This is a genomic window from Evansella vedderi (assembly GCF_030813435.1).
GTDB classification, from domain to species: domain Bacteria; phylum Bacillota; class Bacilli; order Bacillales; family Salisediminibacteriaceae; genus Evansella; species Evansella vedderi.
Genome location: NZ_JAUSUG010000012.1, coordinates 93,241 through 116,972 on the forward strand (window position 1 = coordinate 93,241; position 23,732 = coordinate 116,972).

General features: G+C 37.9%; 21 protein-coding genes, 1 other RNA gene and 1 riboswitch. Of the genes, 4 read left to right on the forward strand and 18 right to left on the reverse strand.

All coding sequences use genetic code 11. From position 1 onward, the window contains the following. The first annotated feature begins 15 nt into the window (after positions 1 to 15). Complete coding sequence (locus J2S74_RS15270; RefSeq protein ID WP_307326878.1) at positions 16 to 1,845, forward strand: S8 family serine peptidase; 1,830 nt, start codon at positions 16 to 18, stop codon at positions 1,843 to 1,845. A 53-nt stretch (positions 1,846 to 1,898) separates the two neighbouring features. Here J2S74_RS15270 and J2S74_RS15275 read toward each other — a convergent pair whose 3' ends face one another. From J2S74_RS15275 to J2S74_RS15320, 10 genes are all read right to left on the reverse strand, one after another. Next, positions 1,899 to 2,141 (reverse strand): DUF2564 family protein, encoded by a 243-nt coding sequence (locus J2S74_RS15275; protein WP_307326880.1) that lies wholly within the window; start codon positions 2,139 to 2,141, stop codon positions 1,899 to 1,901. 59 nt (positions 2,142 to 2,200) lie between these two features. Continuing rightward, positions 2,201 to 3,100, reverse strand: a complete 900-nt coding sequence (locus J2S74_RS15280; protein ID WP_307326882.1) for a glycine betaine ABC transporter substrate-binding protein — start codon at positions 3,098 to 3,100, stop codon at positions 2,201 to 2,203. Positions 3,101 to 3,131: 31 nt separating this feature from the next. Further along, positions 3,132 to 3,965 carry an ABC transporter permease gene (locus J2S74_RS15285; RefSeq protein ID WP_307326884.1) on the reverse strand — a complete coding sequence of 278 codons (834 nt, stop codon included), beginning with the start codon at positions 3,963 to 3,965 and terminating at the stop codon, positions 3,132 to 3,134. Continuing rightward, entirely contained in the window at positions 3,962 to 5,218 is a 1,257-nt protein-coding gene (locus J2S74_RS15290; protein ID WP_307326886.1) for a quaternary amine ABC transporter ATP-binding protein, read from the reverse strand. Before J2S74_RS15290 ends, J2S74_RS15285 begins: the two co-directional genes overlap by 4 nt. Positions 5,219 to 5,490: 272 nt before the next feature. Beyond that, entirely contained in the window at positions 5,491 to 6,636 is a 1,146-nt protein-coding gene (locus J2S74_RS15295) for a THUMP domain-containing class I SAM-dependent RNA methyltransferase (RefSeq protein WP_307326888.1), read from the reverse strand. 701 nt (positions 6,637 to 7,337) lie between these two features. Further along, positions 7,338 to 7,732: RNase P RNA component class B (rnpB, locus tag J2S74_RS15300), an RNA gene on the reverse strand. Between the two features lie 54 nt (positions 7,733 to 7,786). After that, complete coding sequence (locus J2S74_RS15305) at positions 7,787 to 8,194, reverse strand: reverse transcriptase-like protein (RefSeq protein WP_307326890.1); 408 nt, start codon at positions 8,192 to 8,194, stop codon at positions 7,787 to 7,789. Positions 8,195 to 8,268: 74 nt separating this feature from the next. Beyond that, the gene (gpsB, locus tag J2S74_RS15310; RefSeq protein WP_307326892.1) at positions 8,269 to 8,583 is read right to left on the reverse strand and encodes a cell division regulator GpsB; all 315 of its coding nucleotides are present in this window, start codon (positions 8,581 to 8,583) and stop codon (positions 8,269 to 8,271) included. Between the two features lie 63 nt (positions 8,584 to 8,646). Further along, the gene (locus J2S74_RS15315; protein WP_307326894.1) at positions 8,647 to 9,210 is read right to left on the reverse strand and encodes an SLOG family protein; all 564 of its coding nucleotides are present in this window, start codon (positions 9,208 to 9,210) and stop codon (positions 8,647 to 8,649) included. 87 nt (positions 9,211 to 9,297) lie between these two features. Then, complete coding sequence (locus J2S74_RS15320) at positions 9,298 to 9,546, reverse strand: CotD family spore coat protein (RefSeq protein ID WP_307326896.1); 249 nt, start codon at positions 9,544 to 9,546, stop codon at positions 9,298 to 9,300. Positions 9,547 to 10,059: 513 nt separating this feature from the next. Between J2S74_RS15320 and J2S74_RS15325 the strand changes: the two genes are divergently transcribed. Beyond that, complete coding sequence (locus J2S74_RS15325) at positions 10,060 to 10,380, forward strand: 2Fe-2S iron-sulfur cluster-binding protein (protein WP_307326898.1); 321 nt, start codon at positions 10,060 to 10,062, stop codon at positions 10,378 to 10,380. Between the two features lie 54 nt (positions 10,381 to 10,434). Here J2S74_RS15325 and J2S74_RS15330 read toward each other — a convergent pair whose 3' ends face one another. After that, complete coding sequence (locus J2S74_RS15330; RefSeq protein ID WP_307326900.1) at positions 10,435 to 11,712, reverse strand: ribonuclease H-like domain-containing protein; 1,278 nt, start codon at positions 11,710 to 11,712, stop codon at positions 10,435 to 10,437. 15 nt (positions 11,713 to 11,727) lie between these two features. Next, on the reverse strand, positions 11,728 to 14,022 hold the full coding sequence (locus J2S74_RS15335; RefSeq protein ID WP_307326901.1) for a DEAD/DEAH box helicase: 2,295 nt from the start codon (positions 14,020 to 14,022) through the stop codon (positions 11,728 to 11,730). Positions 14,023 to 14,206: 184 nt separating this feature from the next. Between J2S74_RS15335 and J2S74_RS15340 the strand changes: the two genes are divergently transcribed. Next, on the forward strand, positions 14,207 to 15,574 hold the full coding sequence (locus J2S74_RS15340) for a dipeptidase (RefSeq protein WP_307326903.1): 1,368 nt from the start codon (positions 14,207 to 14,209) through the stop codon (positions 15,572 to 15,574). Positions 15,575 to 15,843: 269 nt separating this feature from the next. Here J2S74_RS15340 and J2S74_RS15345 read toward each other — a convergent pair whose 3' ends face one another. From J2S74_RS15345 to J2S74_RS15365, 5 genes are all read right to left on the reverse strand, one after another. Beyond that, the gene (locus J2S74_RS15345; protein ID WP_307326905.1) at positions 15,844 to 16,338 is read right to left on the reverse strand and encodes a DUF255 domain-containing protein; all 495 of its coding nucleotides are present in this window, start codon (positions 16,336 to 16,338) and stop codon (positions 15,844 to 15,846) included. Positions 16,339 to 16,461: 123 nt separating this feature from the next. Beyond that, positions 16,462 to 17,739, reverse strand: coding sequence for an ATP-binding protein (locus J2S74_RS15350; protein ID WP_307326907.1), 1,278 nt, complete (start codon positions 17,737 to 17,739; stop codon positions 16,462 to 16,464). 277 nt (positions 17,740 to 18,016) lie between these two features. Continuing rightward, positions 18,017 to 18,325 carry a hypothetical protein gene (locus tag J2S74_RS15355; RefSeq protein ID WP_307326909.1) on the reverse strand — a complete coding sequence of 103 codons (309 nt, stop codon included), beginning with the start codon at positions 18,323 to 18,325 and terminating at the stop codon, positions 18,017 to 18,019. A gap of 119 nt (positions 18,326 to 18,444) precedes the next feature. Further along, entirely contained in the window at positions 18,445 to 20,016 is a 1,572-nt protein-coding gene (locus tag J2S74_RS15360; RefSeq protein WP_307326911.1) for a Na+/H+ antiporter NhaC family protein, read from the reverse strand. A 344-nt stretch (positions 20,017 to 20,360) separates the two neighbouring features. After that, positions 20,361 to 20,539, reverse strand: a riboswitch (Lysine riboswitch). Positions 20,540 to 20,685: 146 nt separating this feature from the next. After that, positions 20,686 to 21,057, reverse strand: a complete 372-nt coding sequence (locus J2S74_RS15365) for a VOC family protein (RefSeq protein ID WP_307326913.1) — start codon at positions 21,055 to 21,057, stop codon at positions 20,686 to 20,688. Between the two features lie 278 nt (positions 21,058 to 21,335). Here J2S74_RS15365 and J2S74_RS15370 point away from each other — a divergent pair, with 278 nt between their 5' ends. Continuing rightward, entirely contained in the window at positions 21,336 to 22,433 is a 1,098-nt protein-coding gene (locus J2S74_RS15370; RefSeq protein ID WP_307326915.1) for an ATP-binding protein, read from the forward strand. Between the two features lie 12 nt (positions 22,434 to 22,445). On the opposite strand, the gene J2S74_RS15375 is transcribed toward J2S74_RS15370, so the two are convergent. Continuing rightward, positions 22,446 to 23,678, reverse strand: a complete 1,233-nt coding sequence (locus J2S74_RS15375) for a CapA family protein (protein ID WP_307326917.1) — start codon at positions 23,676 to 23,678, stop codon at positions 22,446 to 22,448. Between the last annotated feature and the right edge of the window lie 54 nt (positions 23,679 to 23,732).

The following is a 23,732-nucleotide window of genomic DNA, read 5'->3' on the forward strand; positions in this document are numbered from 1 at the left end:
TTTGGTGGTGGTGAAATGAAACGCATTAGAGCAATCTTCTTACTCCTCCTTATTATGATTGTCTTAACATCCTGTTTTAGGGAAAATCAAGATAATAATTTTGAAGCCCAGCAATTAGAAGAAGAGAGTCCCCTTGAAGAAATAGAAGAAGATATGGAAGAGAATGAACCAGATGAGTATGAGAGAAAAGGGGATACTGTTCAGGAGGAAGTAGAGGATGTAGAAGAGGAAGGAGAGAATTTAGCCGAGGAAACTCTCGACGAAATTGTTAAAGCGGAATATAATATTCCCGACGAATATAGACGATATATCATTGTTTTCGAAGCTGACTCCAGATGGGACAAGGCTGTTATTGAGCAGTATAACGGAGTGATTATTAATGAAGCGGAAACGGTAAAAATGGTTTCTGCCTACCTTCCAGAACATTTAATAAATAGAATTCGCGAACATCCGAAAGTTCTATCTATAGAACCAGATCAACTAGTGGTTATTGAGGAGGTAAACTGGGGTTACGATAGGGTCCGGACCTACCGAGCACATAATGGAGGTTTGACGGGGAAAGGGGTAAAGATAGCTGTCATTGATAGTGGCATCTTCCCCCATTTTTCATTGTCCATTGCAGGAGGAGCTTCCTTTGTTAATTATACAACTTCCTATGTTGACGACAATGGTCATGGTACCCATGTAGCGGGAATTATTGGTGCCAATGCATTAAGTCATGGATTACTAGGGATTGCACCTGAGGCGTCCATTTATGCCTTAAAAACTTTACATCAAAATGGAAGTGGTTTTTTATCAGACACTATCGCAGCCATTGATTGGTCCATTGCTAATAAAATGGACATTATCAACTTAAGCTTAGGAATGGAACGGGATTCTTTTGCTTTAAAGAATGCGGTTGATAAAGCATATGAAAATAATATATTAGTTGTTGCTTCTGCAGGTAATTTTGGTACGCGTGAAGGGTCCGGTGATACGACGGCCTACCCTGCTAAGTACCCTTCCACTATTGCTGTTGCTGCAACAGATCAAAACAATAATCGTGCACCTTTCTCTTCCACCGGACCCACTGTGGAGATTAGTGCTCCAGGGAGTAATATTTACAGCACAACCCTTAATCATCAATTCACTACTGCCAACGGTACAAGCGCTGCTGCCCCGTACGTAAGTGGTGTATTAGCATTAATTAAAGAGGGATTCCCACATTTAAATGCACGGGCTATCCGAAATAAATTGCAAAGAGAAGTTATGGACTTAGGAACTATTGGAAGAGATTCCTGGTTTGGCTATGGTTTAGTACAAGCACCAAAGTATTTTAGAGACATTAGAGGACATTGGGCATTACATGATATTTTAAGGGTAAATAACTTTGGGTGGATGAGAGGTACTGGAAATGATAACTTCTCACCTGAACAGAACCTTACTCGTGCACAAGGAGCTGTAGTACTAGTGAGAGCCCTTGGTTTAAGAAGGTTATCCAATAACCCCTCCCCATTTGTGGACATTAACCATTGGGCAAAAAATGAAATGGAAATTATTCACCAGCACAATCTGATGCGTGGTACAACAACGACTACATTTTCTCCGGAAACACCTATGACACGGGAACAGATGGCTGTCATTCTTGCTCGAGCATTAGAACTAAATCGAACATCGGAAATGAATAATCCTTTCCGTGATGTGAGGGAAGGACATTGGGCAACAAACGACATTATCGCTACAACACATCACCGAATTTTCGGTGGACTCACTCCTAATACATTTGGGGGATCGAATATTATTAATAGAGCTCAAATGGCTGCTTTAATGAGTAGGATTTCTAATCAACTAGAGCTAACATCGTAATTAAAAAAGGTTACTCGCAGAAAGACTTAACTTCCTATGAGTAACCTCTTTTTTTATTCTTTCGCTTCGCTGATTTGATGTTCTAATTTTTCGATTAAATCGGATGAGTACTGAACAAAGTCAGGATCCAATTGATGCTGCGTTGCCATATTTAACTGTGCTTTAGCATCTTCAAGCGCCTTGGTGGCAGTTTCTAATTGTTCAGGATCCATATTCATTGTCGCATTTCCAACTGTTTTCTGTGCTGCTTTAATAGCCATTTCAATTTGGTGGATATCATCAAATGGTTCAGACATAAAATAACCTCCTAAAAACTGTTGTTAATGTTCATCGTTTCTTTAAGCTATAACAAACTTTAACTTGTGCCACCTAACATCTCTTGTACTCTGTCCTGATTCTCTTCAATCCATTCACGGGCAAGCTCTTCTTCACTCATACCTTCATCATATTTAACAATCATTTCTTCTACATCATTAATAGGGATACTCCAGTTAGAGAAGAAATTATATACTTCAGGTGCCCTTTCATCCAATCCGCTTGTTGTTAAGATGTGTACTTGTGATGTTGGGTGAAACTCTTCTTCATCTTCTTCTAGAACACGTAAGTCCCAATCCGCAAACATAGGGTGTGGTCTCCAACCTAAAAATAAAACTGGTTCCTCATTAGAAATATGTCTTCTTGCTTCCGTAAGCATCCCAGGTTCACTGGAGGCAACATATGTGAGATCTAAATCATACGCCTCAATCATTGCTCGACCAGAATCGGTCATACCAGCACCTTCTTCAATCCCAAAAATTTGATTGTCAAACAGGTGCTCGTTTCCTCTTATATCACTGACTGTTTGAATACTTTCGTCTACATAGTCAGGAATTACCCATCCCATTTCTCCTTCCGTATAACTCACTGCCACATCATCAATATTTTCACCATAACGCTCCATAAAATTCGCATGCATATCAGGGAGCCATGCATCCATAAACACATCTATATCCCCACGGTGAAGTCCTGTAAATACCATCCCTGGATCTGCAGGTTGTAATTCAACCGTATATCCTAAATCTTCTAGAATTTCTTTCGCAATATAGGTTGGAGGAATGGTTGATGTCCAGTTCGTTAATCCCATCGTAATAGTAATATCCCGATTTACATCCCCATCTGTTGTATCGGTCGTTCCACCGCCATCGGTTGGCGGGCCGCATGCAACGATACCAATTAACAAAATGATTGAAAAAAAGAAGCTAATGCGTTTTTTCATTTAAATGTATTCTCCTTTCAAATTTTTAGTTTTAAGAATTCTTCGGGTTTAATCCTTGAGTAATGCGATCTAATATAATCGCAATAACTACAATACCTAAACCACCAATTAATCCTAGACCAACGTTTACCCTTGAAATTCCTGCTAACACAATATTGCCTAACCCTGGTGCTCCTATCATAGAAGCAATAACTGCCATAGATAAGGCAAGCATAATTGTTTGGTTAATCCCAGCCATCATTGTAGGGATAGCTAAAGGAAATTGAACTTTAGCAAGCATTTGCCAAGAAGTAGCGCCAAAAGCCCGCGCCGCTTCTACTACATCCTCTGGAACTTGTTTAATACCTAACGTAGTTAGACGGACACATGGAGGTGTAGCAAACACAAAGGTGGATATAACGGCTGGAACTCCACCAAGTCCAAATAACAATATGGCGGGTATCAAATAGACGAAACTAGGTAGTGTTTGCATAAAGTCAAGAATCGGTCGTACAACTTGATTTACCCCATTGGATTTCGCACTCCAAATCCCTATAGGTATCCCTATAAGTATCGATAACAATGTTGCAACAATAACAATGGATAATGTTTGCATTCCATCAACCCATAAGTCTACAGAGCCTAAATATAATAAACCCACGAGTGTAAATATAGCTACGCCCCGACCAGCAAATTTCCAAGCTAAAGCGATTAAGATAATGGTGAATAGTTCAGGTGGAAGTAATAACAGTAAATAAACCACCCAATCTAATATCAATGCTATAGGAACACTTAATGCATCAAAAAATCCTCCTAAAGTTGGAATTAACCAAAAATCAACAAAGTTATTTGTCCATTCTTCAAGTGGTAAGTAAAAATAATTCACGCTTGGTCACCCCCTGCTTCAATTGGTGAATGATCGGCTGACAATGTTTCCTCATCACTTTCGGGATCCGTATATTCTCCTTTTCCTAATACAAGACCTGACAATATGGAAACACGGACAATAATTCCAACTAGCTTTTCATTTCTTACAACAGCAATCGGGTATTTAGTTTCAGCAGCAATACCTATTAAATCAGTAAGGGGCGTATCAGGACTTGTATGATGGAAATCATTTATGAGAACGTCTTCCACCCATTTATTTTTATTTATTGCTTCCACAGCATCATCAATAGTTAAAAGCCCCTTCAACTTCCCACCCTTTTCCACTACAAAAATACTGGAAATCCCTTTATCTTGCATACGCCGAACAGCTACCCGAGGACCATCTTTAAATGTAGTTACAACATCAGGTTTGATCATCACATTTTCAGCAACCAATACCTTAGAACGGTCAACATCTTCTACGAAATTGGAGACATACTCATTAGCTGGGTTACGCATAATTTCTTCTGATGTTCCAATTTGAACTATTACCCCATCTTTCATGATGGCAATTCGGTCTCCCAGTTTAAGGGCTTCATCTAAATCATGAGTAATAAATATAATCGTTTTCTTCCACTCTTCCTGAAGGGTCAGGAGTTCATCTTGCATGTCTTTTCGAATTAAAGGATCTAAAGCACTAAAGGCTTCATCCATAAGTAAAATATCTGTGTCTGAAGCTAAGGCACGTGCTAGTCCAACCCGTTGCTGCATTCCACCACTTAGCTGATCGGGATAACTGGCTTCATAACCGCCTAGCCCTACTGCCTCGATTGCTTTCTTAGCACTCTCCGCTCTTTTATTAGGATCTATCCCCTGTATTTCTAGACCAAACTCAACATTTTGCTGAATGGTACGATGGGGTAGGAGGGCAAATTTCTGAAATACCATCCCTAACTTTTTCCTGCGTACAGTTAGCAGGTCTTCTTTATTCATCTTAGAAATATCTTTACCATCAATGTTAATAACACCATCCGTAGGCTCAATTAGGCGATTAATTAGTCGAATTAACGTTGACTTACCACTTCCGGAAAGGCCCATAATAACAAAAAATTCTCCTTCGTTTACATCAAAGGTTGCTCGATTGACACCAACGGTCATCCCCGTTTCACGAAGAATTTCGTCTTTCGACTTCCCTGCTTTTAACAAATCTGCACCTTTTTTTGGATGAGAACCGAATACTTTCGTCAGATTTTTAACCTCAATTTTTTTCATTGCTGAACCCCTCTTTTACAGGCTTCTAGACGTTTTTCCATCTGAATGTTTGAAGTCCCTCATTTTCATATGCTTACTATTTGCATATGGAGTAATTCCATACATTTTGGTCATAAAAATATTGAGCTTTACCAATTAATTCAGAACATTTGACCTCGAGGGAGTAGGCGCTGAAGCTAGACAAATATTCGTACACAGTTATCCTATTCAGAATAAGATATAATTTCCGATTCATAAAAAAACTCACCACAGAATGTGATGAGTTTAATAAATTATTTCTTATTATTTTTAGGAGGGCGTTTACCCCAATACTGGTAAAAGTCCGTTCGAATATTTCCATTATATAATTTTCTTTTCTTCGTTGCTTTTGCACCATAAACTTTTTCAAAGTTCTCATAAGAAGTAATAATATACACAGACCATGTTTCTAACGGAAGAAAAGTTCGCCCCATTTCACGGTATAGGTTTTCCACATAAGGGCGCTCCTTCATTCTTTCACCATAAGGTGGATTTCCAACAACGACTCCATACTCTTCTTTCGTTGTAAAATCCTTAACCTGCATCTGTTTATACTTTATTTGATCAGGGAATCCTGCTTCTGTCGCATTATGGGAAGCCAATTCAATCATTTTATGGTCTATATCTGACCCTATTATATTTAATGGTTGATCGTATTTTGCTAAATCTTCAGCTTCCTGAAGGGCAAGGTTATACCAATCTTCTCTATACCATGCCCATTTTTCAAAGGCAAACTCTCGATTTACACCCGGTGCAATGTTTTGCCCAATTAAGGCTGCCTCAATCGGTAAGGTTCCAGAACCGCAAAATGGGTCCACAAATGGTTTATCTGGATTCCAATTTGTCAATTTAATTAAAGCAGCTGCTAACGTTTCTTTTAATGGTGCTTCATTATGTAAATAGCGGTAGCCCCTTTTATGTAACCCCGTACCACTTGTATCAATGGTTAAGGACACCACGTCTTTAAGAATAGCGACCTCAATTCGCTGCAAAGGCCCATTTTCGTCAAACCATTCAATATGGTAGCTTTCCTTTAAACTCTCCACCACAGCCTTTTTCACAATAGCTTGACAATCAGGTACACTGTATAATGTTGATTTAACTGATTTCCCAATGACGGGGAATTCCGCATCTTTAGATATGTATTCAGACCAAGGTAATGCTTTTGTTTGTTCAAATAATTCTTCAAAACTTCGAGCTTCAAATTCCCCCACAAGGAGCTTTACGCGATCCGCTGTCCGAAGCCATAAATTAGCACGGGCAATCCCTGAAGGGTCCGCTTCAAAAATAACCTTTCCGTTCTCTACTTTCACATCTGTATACCCTAGTCCTCGTACTTCATCCGCTACAATCGATTCTAAGCCCATCGCAGCCGTTGCAATTAACGTAACTGATTCCATGTAACTCACCCTTTCCGTTTACTAGTATGTCCTATATATCTTAAGAGTTCAATGATTTTTATTTATGTATTACCATTCATTATTGTTGTCATTTCATGAACATATACGTGAGGCTTTTTGTTTTTCTAATACAAATTAACCGAAGATGCTACCCTGAAAATAGGTGGCACAAAAGATCGCACTTTATCTTTTGTGCCACAGAAGCAATGAGCGAAGCCGCCGCAATTTTTACAAAGGTATCTATGAGCGCTCTTCTCATAGATACCGTGTGGCGAGCGGAGCCATTGCCGGCACTTTTCATAATCCATGGGGCAAATTTTTACTTGTGTCGAGGTCTACCCTGAAATTATAAATCTGGTTGTCATTCCCTACGGTCCACTCCCTTTCCGCGGACGACCTGTCAAGCCCCCACGGGCTTTGCCCTGTGTGGTCTTGGCTTGCTCGTTCTTCCGCAGGAGTGTCGTGGACCTTCGCTCATTCCAATACAGACTAAAATTTTCATTCTCCATGGTGCAAAATTTCACTTGTATGGAGGAGGTTCTACACTGATAATTCAAATCCTGTACTTTCCAAAGGATTGCGTTTCTTGTTCCCCTACTCCTTTGCATTTAATACGGATACGAAACACTAAATAAAAACTCCACAATCTATATGATTGTGGAGTTATTCATAATTTTATAGTTTTCTTGACGCCATTCATGTTTTGTAAGCCATGTTCTGTACTTCCGTACTGCAAGCGGGTGTCACCCCTCGTACAAGAAGCAGTAATCATCTGTCTACAGACAAAGCTGTCTGTTCCCCATTCCGTTTAGTTCCTTCTTGGGGATGCCCCTACCTAATTTTGGGTTTCTCGCTCGTGGGGTTTACCTCGTTCCACCCTGCCCATTTCTAGACAGACTCCGTCACTGTGGCACTTTCAAGGTATTCACACCATATGCAACTAAAAGCGGCACTTAGGTGTTTTCCCTGCCGTTAGCCCAGTAAAAACCAGGCTACCCTAGCTTATGACTTCGCTAGGCACGAACACTACAGTCATCTCAGACTGTGCGAGCATGGACTTTCCTCTACAACAAAGTTGCAGCGATTACTCAAACATAAATGGTTGTCTTTAAGCGACAAATGTAATTGTAACACGTAGTATAACATAAGATCAATCGTTAAATTTTTCCATTGAAAGTCTTATAGCTTTTTTAGCTAATTGATCCGCTTCTTTGTTTTGTTTACTTGGTATCCATTTAACAAAAACATAATCGAAATCCTTTTCCATCATGTGGAGAGCTTTCTCCAACAATACTCGAAATTGTTCTTTTTTTGCGTATTCCTTTTCTAATGCACTATTTAAAATTTGTGAATCAGTGCGAACAGATATAATTCGAAACTGTTGCTCCTTGCAAATAGCTAATGCCTCAAGGAGTGCATGAAACTCTGCCTCATGATTCGACATTGCTGGTAAGGGAATCGCCTTTCTAATTAATGAACCATTATTATTAATAAATACACCAGCACCAGAGGGGCCAGGGTCACCTGCACTCCCCCCATCAATGTATACTTCTATCAATAGCTATTTCTCCTTTGTAATTGTGGCTGGTTTCCAACACTTTAACTTTCTACCAGTATTAATCTATTTTTCTTTCATTCGTGCAGTTTGCTGCCAAATACGTGCTTCTCTAAATTGGACAGCCTTCTTAATATATCATAGTTCGTATTGCCTGTTTGCTGCTGTGGTTGCTGCCTTTTGGAATGCTCCGTAAGAGTAACCGCTTCTTTCTTAAGGCGCTCCACTTCCTTTTCCAGCCAGTCAATACGATGTTCAAATGCATCATAATCCTTAATAATTTGATCTAAAAACTGATCCACTTCCTCTTGGCTGTATCCACGTAGGCCTGTCTTAAAATCTTTCTCTAATATATCTTTTTGAGTTAAACGGGAAATTCGTTTTTGCGCCACAACATTCACCTCTATTAATCCTTATGATCATTGTTTATATTTTTTCAAAAAGCCAACAAAATGTCAATTCCAACTATCTTCCTGCTGCAAATCTCGTATAACTTCTTCAATCTCATCTGGAGTTAAATAGATAATAGGATAATCCACCGCCTCCGCCTTTTTTCTAGCATACGATAAATAATATGTAGGAGACCCTTCCGTATATTCATCAAAAAGAACAAGAAATGCATTACTTTTATCGATAATAAATTGGTTCTTCAGTTTAAGCTGAGAAGGATCAGAATACTCCCGCTTTGTTATATAGTCGGTGTAATCACTTTTACTCCAAATTTGCAAATACAATTCTTTTATGGGATCACTCCAGCGCTCTTCTTGATTATAAAAAGGTGCAAATGTTGCAAGCTGTAACTGTGGAAAATCCCTTTTCAATTCCAATGCCGCCTCCGCAGCCCATAACTCTACACCAGGTTGGCCGCTAGTGATTATCCACTGGATATCGTAAGACTCCATTAATTGCTGCAGTTTTCTTTTTATGGCATATTTTAAAAAGGGAAGATGATCATGTTTTTCGTTAAAAATACCTAATTCATGTGGTTTGTAGCCCGTAACCGCAATTACTTGATACAAGATCCTTCACCTCCACCTTTTATTGTTCCATTATTATTATACACGGAAATGGAAAAGGGACCAGTAAAAACTGGTCCGTAAACTTTATTAGAAGCCTCTAAATCCAGGACGCGGTCCATGTGCAGGAGGGCAAATGAACTCCTGGCAAGTTGTTTTGTGAACGTGAGCCTCTGTATGCGGGAAGTTGTGGAAATACTTCCAGTTGTGTCTGTGAACGTGTGTAGTATGGCTAGGGTGTACAACAGGAACAACATAATCAGTATCAGTTTGCGTTACAGCATGCCTTGTTGGCGTATATCTAGGGGGTAAATTCACTTGTCGTCTTGGTCCAAACATAATTAATTTCCTCCTTTATTTTTTATTCAATAACAAACTATGTTAAATTAGCCTTTCACGTACTAGTGAGATGACCTAATTTTGTCCCTAAATTTTAAAAAAGTTGATGGACTACCATAGTTTGGAGGAAAGTCATATAGACAAGAAAATGATTTTATAGTATAAATTATCTATATAAATCAGTTTTTATTGAAAAGTATAAAAGGTAAAACTGATTACTACAAAGAATAATATTAAAAATAATTTCGGCATTATCCTCTCCCTTTCTATTCTTAACAGCATTATATCAATATTAGTTTAAAAAGGTTTTCTTAAATTTTCAAGATGTGAATTGTTTCCTTTTTCAAAATTTTATCATGTTTCGCCAAAAAACCACATTTAAATACATTGAATTTTCTGAAAACCGTTACAAAACCTCGAAAAAACCCTTATTTTGCGCTTACCTGGGAAATACATAAGGTTTATATTCCTGGGTTTATGGGAAATAAAATTAAAGTAAAGGAGTGAGTATTCATGGTAAAAGTGACTGTCCCTGGATGGGATCAATTTGAAGTGGAAGAAGGAACAAAATTAGTTTTAGCTTTAGAAGATAATGGTGTGGATATTTTACACCGATGCGGCGGTAAAGCAAAATGTACAACATGTCGCGTGAAGGTAATTGATGGTGATTTTGGCCCATTAACAGAGATTGAAAAGGAAGCCTTCTCAAAGAAAGGTGTGGAGGAAGGCTATCGTTTATCCTGCCAAGTTCGGGTGAATGAGGATGTCACTGTAGACCCGAAACAGACTGTTGCTACAACTGGATTGGATGCAGGACCAAGGCCTGCAGAGTAAAAGGAATTGGAGTTTCTCAATTACATAAAGAGAAACTCTTCTTTTCCTATCCCACTATTTCATCATTTTTTTCTCTAATCGAAGAAGTCGTTTTTCAACATCTTGTACAATACGCTTAGAAGAAGCTGTCAATCTTGCCGACTTCTTTAGATTCCCCATCGCTTTTCTGCTAATCTCATAGGCAGCCTCTAAATCCTTCTCATGGTGTTCTGCTATTTTAGCAAGCTCGATCATTGCTTCTATTTTTGGCAATGTACCCACAGATATGCACTTTAGAAAAAGTTCTTTTGCTACCATCACATTGTTATCCTTTTTTTCAAGAACAGCTAATTTGAAGTATGCTTCCTCTCTCCCGTTCCCTCCGTTATCAATAGCTTTTATATAATGATCTTTCGCCATGTTAATTGCCTTTGTTTGTTCAAACCAATTTCCGATTTGCACATGCTCCATAGTAGACATTTTAACACCTTCTGAAAAAAATAAGCGTTTCGTTAAGATGACATATAAAGACACTAAAGAACGAACGTCCTGATCGTTATGTTCGATTATCCCTTTTAAATGATTGGGGTCCTTATCGTGGATATAATCGAAATAAAGAATGGGCGCCATACTTCCTGGAGTGTCAAGCCCCCTATTTATCCCTAACTTCTCCTTTTCCACAATGGATAAACGGCAGGAAGGGAGCTCATGCTTCCAAAGTCTCCGTGCTGCATGAAGTAAATCAATATGGCCAAAGGAAGGGAGTCTTGGAACTTGATTTCTTACAAAGGTATGCCTTGTTTTCACTTGCGGCCAATCAAAGGCCTTTCCATTATAACTAACAAGGTAATCGTCCTCTTGAAAATCTAAGAGAAATCGATACAAAAATGCAGCTTCTGATGAGGGGTCCTTTAATATGTGTTGAGTAATTTCAACCCCTTCTTCTACTATCCTTGCATAACCAATAAGGAAAATGGAATTCCCTGCTCCAGAAGATAATCCAGTTGTTTCCGTATCAAAGAAAAGCATTCGATTTAACGGAACTTCTTTAGAAGATAAAGGGTGATCAAGATCTGACTTCTTCCATAATTCCTTTACCTCAAAAAGCTCTTTTTGTAAATTTGTTTTCCCCATTCGATCAAAGGGTACGGTATAACGTTTTTCATAAGACAATTGATCCTCATAAACATAAGGTTTGAACCCTAGTTGGCTCCATTTTAATGTGAGTTCATCATCCGCAACCGTTTCCTCAACCTCGGGAGCTTGTTGTTGATTAGAAAACTTTGTTTCCTTTAAGCCCTTATCTAATTGTAGGTGACCTTTCATTCGATTCAACTTTGTTTTAATATTCATTAGATTTAACCCACCTTACAACGTCGTAGCTTTATGTTTAATAATAGAGTTTAGTGACGACAAAATAATTTTTTTCACAGAGACTTCCCTTTCGAAATCGGAGTAGGCACCCGCGATTCCAATACAGGAAGGACAGCCTTCCGAACATGTGCATCGGTCAATGAAATCAATTGCATCATGTAAAATCACATCGATTTGCTTATAAACAGTATCACTTAGTCCAATTCCTCCTGGATAACGGTCGTACAAAAATACAGTAGGCTTTTCCGAATGAATCGCCTTTACTTCAGGAACAGCATGCAGGTCATTTTTATCACACATGACCCGTACACAAGCAACGTGCTGCAATACATGGGCTAATCCCATAAGCATTTGTTCCACTACATCTTCCCTCATATTCGTTATTTCATCTGAAGAGAAGGATAAAGCGATACCGTTCGTATGCAGTTCTTGTTCAGGAAGATGAATTGGTCCTGAACCGATATTTTCAAAGGTTTCTAGCTTTAGCTTCTTAAAAATAGTAGCCATTGCCGTTACCATCATGTCTCCATACTCCAATAAACTTGTACCTAGCTGTTTTTCCTTATCAATATCTAGTACTTTAAGTTGCACAGCGAGATTGGCGTCGGTAAAATATTCTACATCCACTTCCCTAACATACGCCTTCTTTTCATCCCAATCTAAATACTCTACCTGATATTGAACCCCTTCGTGTAAATAAATGGCTTCATCGTGGAGGAGGGTCATAGCGCTGAAGGTATCCATTTCTCCAATGACACGATGCTTTTCCACATGAGATTGGTCTATAATTATCACATTTTCCTGTGCCGCCGAGCGAAGACTAATATTATGTGCTGGAAAGGCATCGTTCATCCAATACCATTTATTCCTTTGCTCATGGAGAACCCTCTCTTCTGCTAGATAGTAAAGAATTTCCTCTATTTCCGTACCGTCAAAGGTTTCTCCCCTCTCGAAGGGAAGTTCATAAGCTGCACATTTTAGATGATCAACAAGGATGATGAGGTTGTCCTTATTTAATCTTGCTGTTTCAGGAGAGCCTTCGAAGAAAAACTCCGGATGCTGGAATAGATATTGATCCAGGGGGTTGGAATTGGCGACCATAATAACGATAGACTCGTCCATCCTTCTTCCTGCCCTACCTGCCTGCTGCCAGCTAGAGGCTATGGAACCAGGATAACCATTCATGACGCAAACTTGTAATTGTCCAATATCTACACCAAGTTCCAGTGCATTCGTACTTACTACCCCTATCGTTTCTCCATTTCTAAGGTTTCGTTCGATTTCACGCCGTTGGTTAGGAAGATAACCGCCACGGTAGCCTCTGATGGATTTTCGGTTAAGATCCTTTTTAACGAGCTCTTGAAGGTGGCTTAAAATGATTTCCACACTGACCCGGCTCCTTGAGAAAACAATCGTTTGAATCTTTTCTTTAAGGAATGTTGCAGCAATTTCGTTAACCACTTTCGTGGATGATTTTCGAACGTTCAACTGCTTGTTTACAATAGGAGGGTTATAAAGAACAAAATGCTTCTTCCCTTTCGGTGCTCCATTATTATCTATTAATCTAGCTTTTTCCCCAATTAACTCTTCCGTAAGCTCCAATGGATTGGCAATAGTTGCTGATGTACAAATAAAAGTAGGGTTGCTCCCATAATACTTACATATACGCTTCAGTCTTCTTATAACATTGGCCACATGTGAGCCGAATACCCCTCTATACGTGTGGAGCTCATCGATGACCACTGTTTCTAAGTTCTCAAAGAGTGAAATCCATTTCGTATGGTGAGGAAGCACGGATGAATGCAGCATATCTGGGTTGGTAATAACAATGTGCCCTGCCTTGCGGACAACTTGCCTTATATTCGCAGGTGTATCTCCGTCATATGTATAGCTATTTATGTTTACATCCATATCATCGATAAATTCATTAATTTCACTCTTTTGGTCCTGTGCTAATGCTTTCGTTGGAAAAATATATAAGGCCCGTGAATTGGGACGGTTAATATGCCGTTGAATGACAGGGAGGTTGTAACAAAATGTTTTCCCTGAAGCAGTTGGGGTAACTGCTACAATGTTCTCGTTATTTAATACGGCTTCAAAGGCACTACTCTGATGGGTATAAAGCCCATGGATTTCCCTTTTCCCGAGTGCAGTCTTAATACGATTATCCATGTTTTTCGGGTATGGAACAATAGATGCAGGCTGCTCCTCTATTTCATGCCAATGGGTCACATTGGGGTCAGATTTTAACTGGGATATTAGTTCAGTTAATGATTTTTTACCAAACATAATCGATCGCCTCCAATGTTTCTATTATATCGAATATACGTTTGGCTGACAAAGGGAAAGTTAAGGAGATTTGTACATAGTTTACATAATATTATTATGGTAATTTAATAAGCGATATTGGAGTATTTTACTGCTATTATTTAGTAAATTGTGGCACAATAGTAGGAAAAGGGAGGAAATACATATGTCAGATCAAGTTATCAACTATTTAAAGGAAAATCGGGAACATTTACTAGGGAAACTATCGGAGTTTTTATCTATTCCAAGCATTAGTACGGATAGTTCCCATAACGAGGATGTCTTGAAAGCAGGTAATTTTGTTGTGGATTATTTAAAAGAAATTGGATTTAATAAGGTAGAATTGCAGAAAACGCCAGGACACCCCCTCGTTTACGGGGAATGGCTAGAGGCGGAAGGGGCTCCAACCGTTCTTTTTTACGGACATTATGATGTCCAGCCAGCTGATCCTTTAGAACTTTGGGAAAGTGACCCATTTAAAGCAGCGATCCGTAACGATAAAATATTTGCCCGTGGTGCAAGCGATGATAAGGGGCAAGTTTTTATGAATTTAGCTGTTTTTGAAGCATATATGAAAACCGAAGGCCGACTGCCAATCAATGTGAAAGTATGCATCGAAGGAGAAGAGGAAATTGGTAGTAAGCATTTAGGTGAAGTACTTCAACAACAAAAGGAAAAGTTTCAAGCGGATTTTGCTGTAATATCCGATTCAGGAATGGTGGAAGCTGGTCAACCGACCATTTTATACGGCCTGAAAGGTTTTACAGGTTTAGAGTTTACTGTAACCGGTCCGAACCGCGATTTACATTCCGGTATTTATGGAGGGGCAGCAAAAAATCCGGCCATGGCGTTATGTCACATGATTGCTTCCTTAAAAAATGAAGAGGAGCAGGTGACAGTACCTGGTTTTTACGATGGTGTGGAAGAACTACAAGAGGAAGAACGTCGGCTCATGAATGAATCCCCTGGGGAGAATTACACACAAACCATTGGCATCCCTGAAACTACACCGGAAAAGGGATATACAGCTAAAGAACATACAATGGCTCGACCAACACTTGAAATTAACGGAATGTACAGCGGCTATCAAGGTGAGGGAACAAAAACAATCATCCCATCTACTGCTACTGCCAAAATTACCTGCCGACTTGTACCTGGGCAAGATCCAGATGTAATTCAGCAGTTAATGGTAGATCACTTAGAAAAAGTAGCTCCTAAAGGAGTAAAATTGGATATTCATCGTTACCCATTATCTGCAAAGGCATATAAAATGGATCCATCTCACCCACTACTGAAAAAAGCTTCTACCAGTTATTCTGAAGCCTTTGGAAAAGAAGCCGTTTTCGTTCGACTAGGTGGCTCCATTCCTGTAGTTGAATTAATCGATCAGCTTTTCCAAATACCTGTAGTCTTATTAGGGTTCGGTACACCGGAAGATAACCTCCATTCTCCAAATGAGAGCTTCCCATTGGAGAGCTTTGACAAAGGCATGGAAGTACTCGCCTCCTATTATCGCAACGCAGCACAAGTTTAAACTTCGTTGATTTATAGACGACTTGGAGAAGTGGAGGGAGGCTGAAGCGTTGCCCGCGGAACGCGTCCGACTGGAGCATATACAAGCAAAACCATATTAGGCAAAGGTGAGACCCCACAGTGCGTTAGCACGAGGAGGCTCACCAGCCGCCCGCGGAAAGCGAAGTATATTTCCGAAGCGGGTAGATTGCACCTACATCTAGTTTGTTCGGATTTCTTATAAGTAAAAATACTTTTGTCCCAGCCTCTTTTAAAATAATTTCTCCCTTTTCAGATGTTATTGGAGTTTTCTCTATAAAGGGAATTGGCTTTTTTTATAATTTCTTTAAAATCAGCTTTTCCAGCCTCTCCACTCTTTGGAGTATAATACCAAAAATAATACGGTACCTTTTCTGGTGTTAAAAATATACTTAGGGGGTAACCACTTTGACCGGTTATAGCTTTGGATTTAGTCCAATAAATGGAATCAATATCTGGGTGTTCTTCTCGATCCAATTTAATGGAAACGAAAGACTTGTTTAATAACACTGCCACTTCCTCGTCCTCAAAGCTTTCACGATCCATTTCGTTACACCTCTGGCAATCGCTATAGCCCACAGATAGAAAAACTCCTTTCCCTTCCCTTCTTGCCTTTTCAAACGCCTCCTCTGACCACTCCATCCAGTTCACTGGATTCGTTTGAAGTAGTTTTAAATATGGACTCTTTGATTGGATTAGCCAGTTATAATCTACAGAATGGCGGTCCTCCTCTAAATATGATTGCATTTGTACCACTTCCTAATTGTAAATTAAAGCCTATTCTTAGAAATGATGACATCATTCATTTCTATAAATGGAATGCGCTATACACAATTAGTTTACCCATCATTTTAGCAATAAAAAAATTAATTACTCGTTTGTTACGGCTGCCTCTTCATTCCCCCCTATAAATAGAGGGAGGTATATATTAAATGTAGTTCCTTTTTTAAGAGTACTAGTCACTTCCACTTTTCCTTTGAACGATTCAATAATTCGAATTGCCGTTAGCATCCCGAGTCCAGTACCTTCCTCTTTTGTTGTATAATAAGGCTCACCTAAACGAGATAACTGAGCTTGGCTCATACCTTTGCCGCTGTCTTCTATTTTTATACTAAGTCTACCTTGCTCTCTTTTCGTTTCTATATATAAACTTCCTCCATTAGGCATTGCCTCAATACTGTTTTTTAAAATATTTAAGAGGCTTTGTTGAAGCACCTGCGATTCTCCTTGAATATAATGTGTGTCAATTTTTGTATTAAGTTGAATGGAATTCATATTTGCCATTGGTTCAATAATGGATATCGCCCGTTTAAGCTCTTCTTCAATATTCAGCACTTTTATATTTTCCGGTGCTGGTTTTGCAAAGGTTAAATAATTGATAATAATGTCATTTGCCCTATCGATTTCTTGAATAGATATTTCTATATATTCCTTTTGTTTCGGATCAGGGCAATCCTTTTTTAATAATTGTAGAAAACCTTTAACAACTGTAAGGGGATTTCTCACTTCATGGGATATGGATGCAGCGAGATGACTAACTACCTCCATTTTCTCCGATTTCACCATTTTTAATTGTAAAATGGAACTCTTAATATCCTCATTTCTCATATAGGAAACTACCAGCAAGGAGATTAAAGTAAACACTAGTAAACTCAATGAAATATTAATCAATAATGGAATGGGGACAATTTGAACCATAATACCTAAAACTAAATAAATAATAAAATAAATAACAGCTATTAAAAGTAATGACTTCGTTTTTAAAAATGTATGTTCGTTAATACTGTCTTTCTTATGAAAATAATGGGACACAGCAATTGGAATAATGAAATGTAGGGTTATTGTTATAATTATGTTGAATGTACTAAGATCACCTATGAAAAGATACCGGTATAGTATTGGAAGAATTGTTGCAATTAAACCTACCTTCCACCCGTAACAATATGTAGCAAAGATAATGGGAACTGCCCTTAAATCAAAGATTAAATTATTATATTTAAAGGGTATCATGATAACAAAAGTTGACATAATCCCAAAAAAAGCGGAATTTAATAAGAAACTATTTTTCTTCATCATTTTATTAAGAATGAAACGAATATACATAAACCCAATAATGACTAGGTTATTAATTAAAAATGTCAGTACCAATAGGTGCACCCCTTTTTTATGTCAATAGCCTTTATCCGTGAGGAAACTCCCAAGGATTTTTTGTTTCATAACTTATTCTATAAATATATATAAGAATTCCTTTATTTAAAAATAAAATAATACAATATTCAAGGCTACTTTACTTTAAACGTGTTTATAGAAGGGCTATAGGAACGTGATTGGCTGGATTTCTGCTTCAATCGCGCTCCTAAAATAGAGAGACTCTAAATACATATGTAAATTAGTTCTACTCACCCAAAATGTTGTAGAATACCATTCATTTTTCTAATTCTTTGATTTTATCTCGAATCCCTTCTAACTCTTCCCAAGATAAATTCCCTAAGGATTTAATAATTTCTTCTTCAATCTCTTTTCTATTGTTTTCACGATATTCATCCCACCATTCTCGTAGCCCTTCCGTATTATCAAGTAGGGACTCAATATCTATCTCCTCTACTTCGTCGTCTGAAAGGTAATTTAAAACAGTCGCTAATAAGCGATTTAGCTTAGTAACCTCATCTTCCTTTTCTCCTTCGATTAACTCTTTGACCTCTTCCTCTATATTGGTATTACTCTTTTGCGGCATCGTCCTTACCCCTTTCGAACGGTTTTCAATTAGTTTTTCCAGTAGTAACACTTATTAAAAGGAAAACCATTATACTTCTAACAAAAAAGCTGCCTCTATTTTAGAGACAGCATTTCAGTTTATTTTCCAACTGGACCACCGTATATATTTTTAACGATAAGTTTTAGTAGTAAAATTACGCCCATGAACAAAGTAATCGCTCCAAGGAAAGCTAATAATAAGTTTCCTGTGAATCCAAGAACGAAGAAACCAATAGAAGCGATGGCACCAATGATAAGTGCATATGGTAACTGAGTTAAAACGTGATCAATATGGTGACTTCCTGCTCCCGTTGAAGACAGAATCGTTGTATCAGAAATTGGAGAGCAGTGGTCACCGAAAATGGAGCCTGCTAGTACTGCTGCTAAAACAGGCAGTAATAAGCTTATATCCGTAGCTATTGCAATTTGTCCGGCAATTGGAAGCATAATACCAAATGTTCCCCATGATGTTCCTGTGGAGAACGCCATAAAGCCAGCTGTTATAAACAGAATAACAGGCAATAGTCCAAGGGAAATATTACTATTTTCAATTACATAAGCCAAGTATTCTCCTGTTCCAAGTTCGCCAATAATAGATCCGATTGTCCATGCAAAGATTAAAATATAAATCGCAGGCAGCATGGATTTGATACCAGCCCATAATCCAATTCCTAAATCATATACTGGTACCTTACGCATGAAGGCAAAGAAGATCGTAACTCCTAACGTAATTAATCCCCCATACAATAACGAACCTGCAACATCTGTATTTTCAAATACTGCTAAAAGACTGGCTTGTCCATCTGTTCCTTTAATACCAGTAAAGATCATAAAGAACACGGTGGAAATAACTAATGTAATAATTGGCCAAACAAGATCACTTACACGACCTTGAACAACTGGTGTTACCTCTTCACTCTCACCTGGTACAGCTCCTTTTGAAGTATCCACTAGCTCACCTGTTTGAATGGCACGAAGCTCGTGAGTACGCATTAAACCAATGTCAAGCTTGAAGTATGCTACAGCAAATACCATTAAAATAGCGAAAACAGCGTAAAAGTTCATTGGAGCTATAAGCATAAAGGCTTGAAAAGCAGAGTAGGACGTGCTCGTATCTGCTAAAATATCACCGATAATCGTGATAATATATGCTCCCCAGCTTGATAAAGGAACAAGTACACACATTGCAGCGGCAGTTGAGTCCACATTATAAGCAAGCTTTGCACGGGATACTCGGTGACGGTCTGTGAATGGTCTGCTCACATTACCTGCCGTTAAGCTGCTAAAATAATCATCTATGAATATGAGAATACCAATTAAAGCAGAAACAAATTGAGCCCCAATCCTTGTTTTTACTTTACTTAAGGCCCACTCCCCAAATGCTCTGCTTCCCCCTGTTATCGTAATTAATGCAGCGATCATTCCTAGAAGTAATAGGAATAATAAGATGTAAAAATACCATGTGTTCACCCATCCATCTTCAATAAAAATACCGGATACGATGGAAAGAATTTGGGCAATGGTGTCATTAATCATTTGATCAGACGATTGGTTAACCATTAAGGAACCAACAATAATCCCCACACCTAAGGAAAGTAACACACGTCTCGTTAAAATCACTAATAATAAAGCCAAAATTGGCGGAACTAAAGATAAAATACCGTGATCCATCTATCTCTTCCTCCTCAAAAATTTTTTTGCCTATTTCACAAAGATTGTTGTTTTTTAACTCGAAGGAATGAAAGGCGGCGACTCTAGCGTTGCCCGCGGGAGCCAGGATGGCGACATTACGCCGTTTCCCAAAGAACGTGGGCTTCCCTTAGGCGTAATTGATCCGCCTGTAACGAATTCGAGCGACAAATTATATAAAGCCACAATCATTTAGAAACAGCCAATTATTCTGTTATACGGGAACTGCCTCTATGTCCGACAATCTTTTATGCAAAGGAAAAAGGCGATAAAGGAATATCCTTTATCACCTGAATACAATCAAGTTCATGATCTTCCCATCACATGCTTTAAGTAGCTCTCCACTACGGTCTCCCATAATGACAGTGCTGCACTTATTCAATACAGCCCCAGCTAAGTGGTTATGGACATTCCACATGCTTCGGCAAAGCTCCCTTTCAAAAATGATCACAGTCGTCCAAACTCTCATTTTTTTACTTATTAGCATTGCGCCTCTACCTCACCTGCTATGATGAGGCTACTTATCATTTAAATTGTCAAACCGAAATAGATTTTAGCAAATCTATTACTATATTACAATAAAAATATTAAGTTGCTATATTCTATAAATTTAACCCACTCTAACTAATATCCAATTTTGGATGATTCTTTTTATTTTCTCCATTCTAATATTTCTATTCGATTTCCAAATGGATCATGAATATACATTCTATTTACGTTTGGGAGTTTATTATCTTCCTTAAATTCCACTTGATTTTTCCGTAAATGGGTCTTTAAAGCCTCGATATTAGTGACTTCAAGGGCTGGATGGGCCTTTTTGGCAGGAGAAAAAGGTTCTTCAACTCCAATGTGGATTTGAATAGTACCAGAACAAAACCAAACACCACCACGTTTCCTCAATTGTTCCGGTTTGTCAATTTCTTTAAAACCTAAAATTCTAGAAAAGAAATCCCGTGCTGTATTTTCCGAACCCTCTGGTGCGGCCAGTTGTACATGGTCGATCTTATTAAAAGAGTATTCCATGTTCTATTCCCTCCTAATAATTGTCTTTAAGAATTACATTACCGCACACACAACCTTAAGTAAAATACTCATTAGTTTTATTATTTAATAAGTTTTGGTTATGACAGTGGGTTTAAATAAACTATATGTTTTGGCTGAAAAAGAAAAGCACCCATCGTCCCCTTTAGTAGTTAAAGTTATAAATAATCCTTTTTCCTGGGTCTAACAGTCCTTTCGACTTTTCTAACATAATACTATATAATTAGAAAAAAAAAAGAGGTAAAGGTTGATTCCAATCTATGAAACTATTCGATAAACTAAACAACAAAGAAACGTTAACTCAAATAAATCAGCTAATATTAGACTCTGTAGCAGAGGGAATTTATGGGATTGACTTAGAAGCAAATGTGATATTTTGGAACAAAGCAGCGGAAGAATTAACTGGATTTAAAATGGAAGATTTTGAACAACATAACCTCCATGATCTTATTCACCATACAAACGCTGATGGTGTAAATGTGCCTGTCCACGATTGCCCTGTTTATCACGCCTTAAATAGCGGTGAAAGTTTATTTGTGAAGGATGATATTTTTTGGAGAAAAGATGGCTCGAACTTCCCTGTGGAATATACGGTAAAACCTATGAGGGAAGACGGTCAATTTGTTGGAACTGTTATTACATTTCGAGATATGACGGAACAGAAAAAAACAGAAGAAATATTATTGCAATGGGAAAAGCTATCGTTAATGGGACAAATGGCAGCGGGGGTTGCCCATGAAATTCGAAACCCAATGACCTCCCTTAAAGGTTTTTTACAGCTAATTAAATCGAGTAAGGAATTGAACAACGACTATTTTGAAATTATGGATTTAGAGATAGACAGGATCGAGTCCATTATCAAAGAGTTATTAACCTTTTCTAAACCTCAGAAAACCCTTTATACATATGTAACGATACAAGACCTTATTAAGCAAGTTATTTTATTAATGGAACCTCAAGCGGTTATGAATAGCATCCATTTAAAAACAAATATAGAAACGAAGCCTATAGAAATATTCTGTATAGAATATCAGCTTAAACAGGTTTTTATTAATTTAATTAAAAATGCTATTGAAGCCATGGAAAAAGGCGGTACTATCACGATTAACTTAATTAAGCAAGGGGAAGAAGTTGTCATACAAATCATTGATGAAGGAACGGGGATACCACCATGTATCTTAGAAAAACTTGGTGAACCCTTCCATACAACGAAAGAAAATGGCACGGGACTAGGGATCATGGTAACAAATAATATCATTAAAAATCACCATAAAGGTAAAATTACGGTAGAGAGTCAAATAAATGAAGGTACTACATTTACTATCACCCTACCGATTAAACCTAAACTAGATTCCTAAAATAAAATTCCGTTATCTTTGATGAATAATTTCATAACCTTCTATTTTTACATCAAATGAAATATTCTCTAGTTTCTTTAAAATTCTATTTTCCTCTTCTTTTGACAATGGGGTAATTTGGTCTTTATAAATATAATATGGTTTAAATCCCATTGTCATTTTACTTTCATGTATCGTTAAAGTGAGAAGTCCTGTTTCTGCTGTATTTCCAGTTACGTAATCAGGAAATAAAAAATTTCCTAAAGAGTAAGCAACGGGTACTCCTTCAAAATATTCAAATCCCTGTAACCAGTGCGGATGATGGCCTATAATGGCATCCACTCCCGCTTCCACTAATTTCTCTACGTAATATTTTTGATATTGGGCTGGTCTATCGGTTCTTTCTATTCCCCAATGTATGTATAAGATTAAATAATCGCATCCTTCTTTTTGCTTTTTAACTTGATCTATTAATAAATCTAAGTCATAAGCTCCTGCAACCCCAGCTTTTGTATTAGAATGAAATGTATACCATTCAGCAGCTGGAACAAATCTAGTTGCGGCCATAATATTTATTTTCTTACCATAGATTTTATATGTTTGTGATTGAAAAGCTTCCTCTAGGGTTTTGCCTGCTCCTATGTAGTCCAACCCATAGTATTTCAATGCCTCCATGGAATCCATAAGACCTTCTTCCCCATAATCAAGTGCATGATTATTTGCTAATGACACTAAATCAAAACCTGCATTAACTAATCCTTGAAGATGCTCAGGCTTTGATTTGAAATTGTATCGTTGATTCGTATCCTTATAGCTTGAATCTCTTGTTGTGACAGCTGTTTCCAAATTTGCCACTGCTATATGCGCCTTATGTAAATCCTCCTTTACGTATAGAAATGGATAATCTACTCCCTTAGTATCCATTGTTTCCTTTACAGACCAGTCCATCATTAAATCCCCGACAAATGTAATTCTGATAGGGTCGTGTCCTCTGTTCCACGAAATCTCACTTTTTATAGGGAGGCTATAATTTCTCATTTGTTTATCATAAGCTATTTTATCATTAACAGTACTTAATGCGGGCTCATGCTCCTGAAAAAATAAAATAGCAGATAACCCTCCCAATAAAATTACCATGCTGAATATCCCAATGTAAAAAACTAATTTTTTATGGTCATTTACTACTGTTCTCATTATTCCCCCATCTTCTCCCCCAATATTATTAAAAAACTCTCTTTTATGGTGAATATATTCCTCCATGTTCATTTCATTACAAAATAGTCACCTTTGTATCCATTATTGTTCTTTATAAAGAACAAT

Bases quoted from the DNA above. Each gene is read 5' to 3' on its own strand.
- J2S74_RS15270 (WP_307326878.1), top strand. From the start codon at position 16: ATGAAACGCATTAGAGCAATCTTCTTACTCCTCCTTATTATGATTGTC.
- J2S74_RS15360 (WP_307326911.1), bottom strand. From the start codon at position 20,016: ATGGATCACGGTATTTTATCTTTAGTTCCGCCAATTTTGGCTTTATTA.
- J2S74_RS15365 (WP_307326913.1), bottom strand. From the start codon at position 21,057: ATGGAATACTCTTTTAATAAGATCGACCATGTACAACTGGCCGCACCA.
- J2S74_RS15370 (WP_307326915.1), top strand. From the start codon at position 21,336: ATGAAACTATTCGATAAACTAAACAACAAAGAAACGTTAACTCAAATA.
- J2S74_RS15280 (WP_307326882.1), bottom strand. From the start codon at position 3,100: ATGAAAAAACGCATTAGCTTCTTTTTTTCAATCATTTTGTTAATTGGT.
- J2S74_RS15345 (WP_307326905.1), bottom strand. From the start codon at position 16,338: ATGCAATCATATTTAGAGGAGGACCGCCATTCTGTAGATTATAACTGG.
- J2S74_RS15330 (WP_307326900.1), bottom strand. From the start codon at position 11,712: ATGAATATTAAAACAAAGTTGAATCGAATGAAAGGTCACCTACAATTA.
- J2S74_RS15355 (WP_307326909.1), bottom strand. From the start codon at position 18,325: ATGCCGCAAAAGAGTAATACCAATATAGAGGAAGAGGTCAAAGAGTTA.
- J2S74_RS15335 (WP_307326901.1), bottom strand. From the start codon at position 14,022: ATGTTTGGTAAAAAATCATTAACTGAACTAATATCCCAGTTAAAATCT.
- J2S74_RS15290 (WP_307326886.1), bottom strand. From the start codon at position 5,218: ATGAAAAAAATTGAGGTTAAAAATCTGACGAAAGTATTCGGTTCTCAT.
- J2S74_RS15275 (WP_307326880.1), bottom strand. From the start codon at position 2,141: ATGTCTGAACCATTTGATGATATCCACCAAATTGAAATGGCTATTAAA.
- J2S74_RS15375 (WP_307326917.1), bottom strand. From the start codon at position 23,678: ATGAACATGGAGGAATATATTCACCATAAAAGAGAGTTTTTTAATAAT.
- J2S74_RS15325 (WP_307326898.1), top strand. From the start codon at position 10,060: ATGGTAAAAGTGACTGTCCCTGGATGGGATCAATTTGAAGTGGAAGAA.
- J2S74_RS15295 (WP_307326888.1), bottom strand. From the start codon at position 6,636: ATGGAATCAGTTACGTTAATTGCAACGGCTGCGATGGGCTTAGAATCG.
- J2S74_RS15340 (WP_307326903.1), top strand. From the start codon at position 14,207: ATGTCAGATCAAGTTATCAACTATTTAAAGGAAAATCGGGAACATTTA.
- J2S74_RS15320 (WP_307326896.1), bottom strand. From the start codon at position 9,546: ATGTTTGGACCAAGACGACAAGTGAATTTACCCCCTAGATATACGCCA.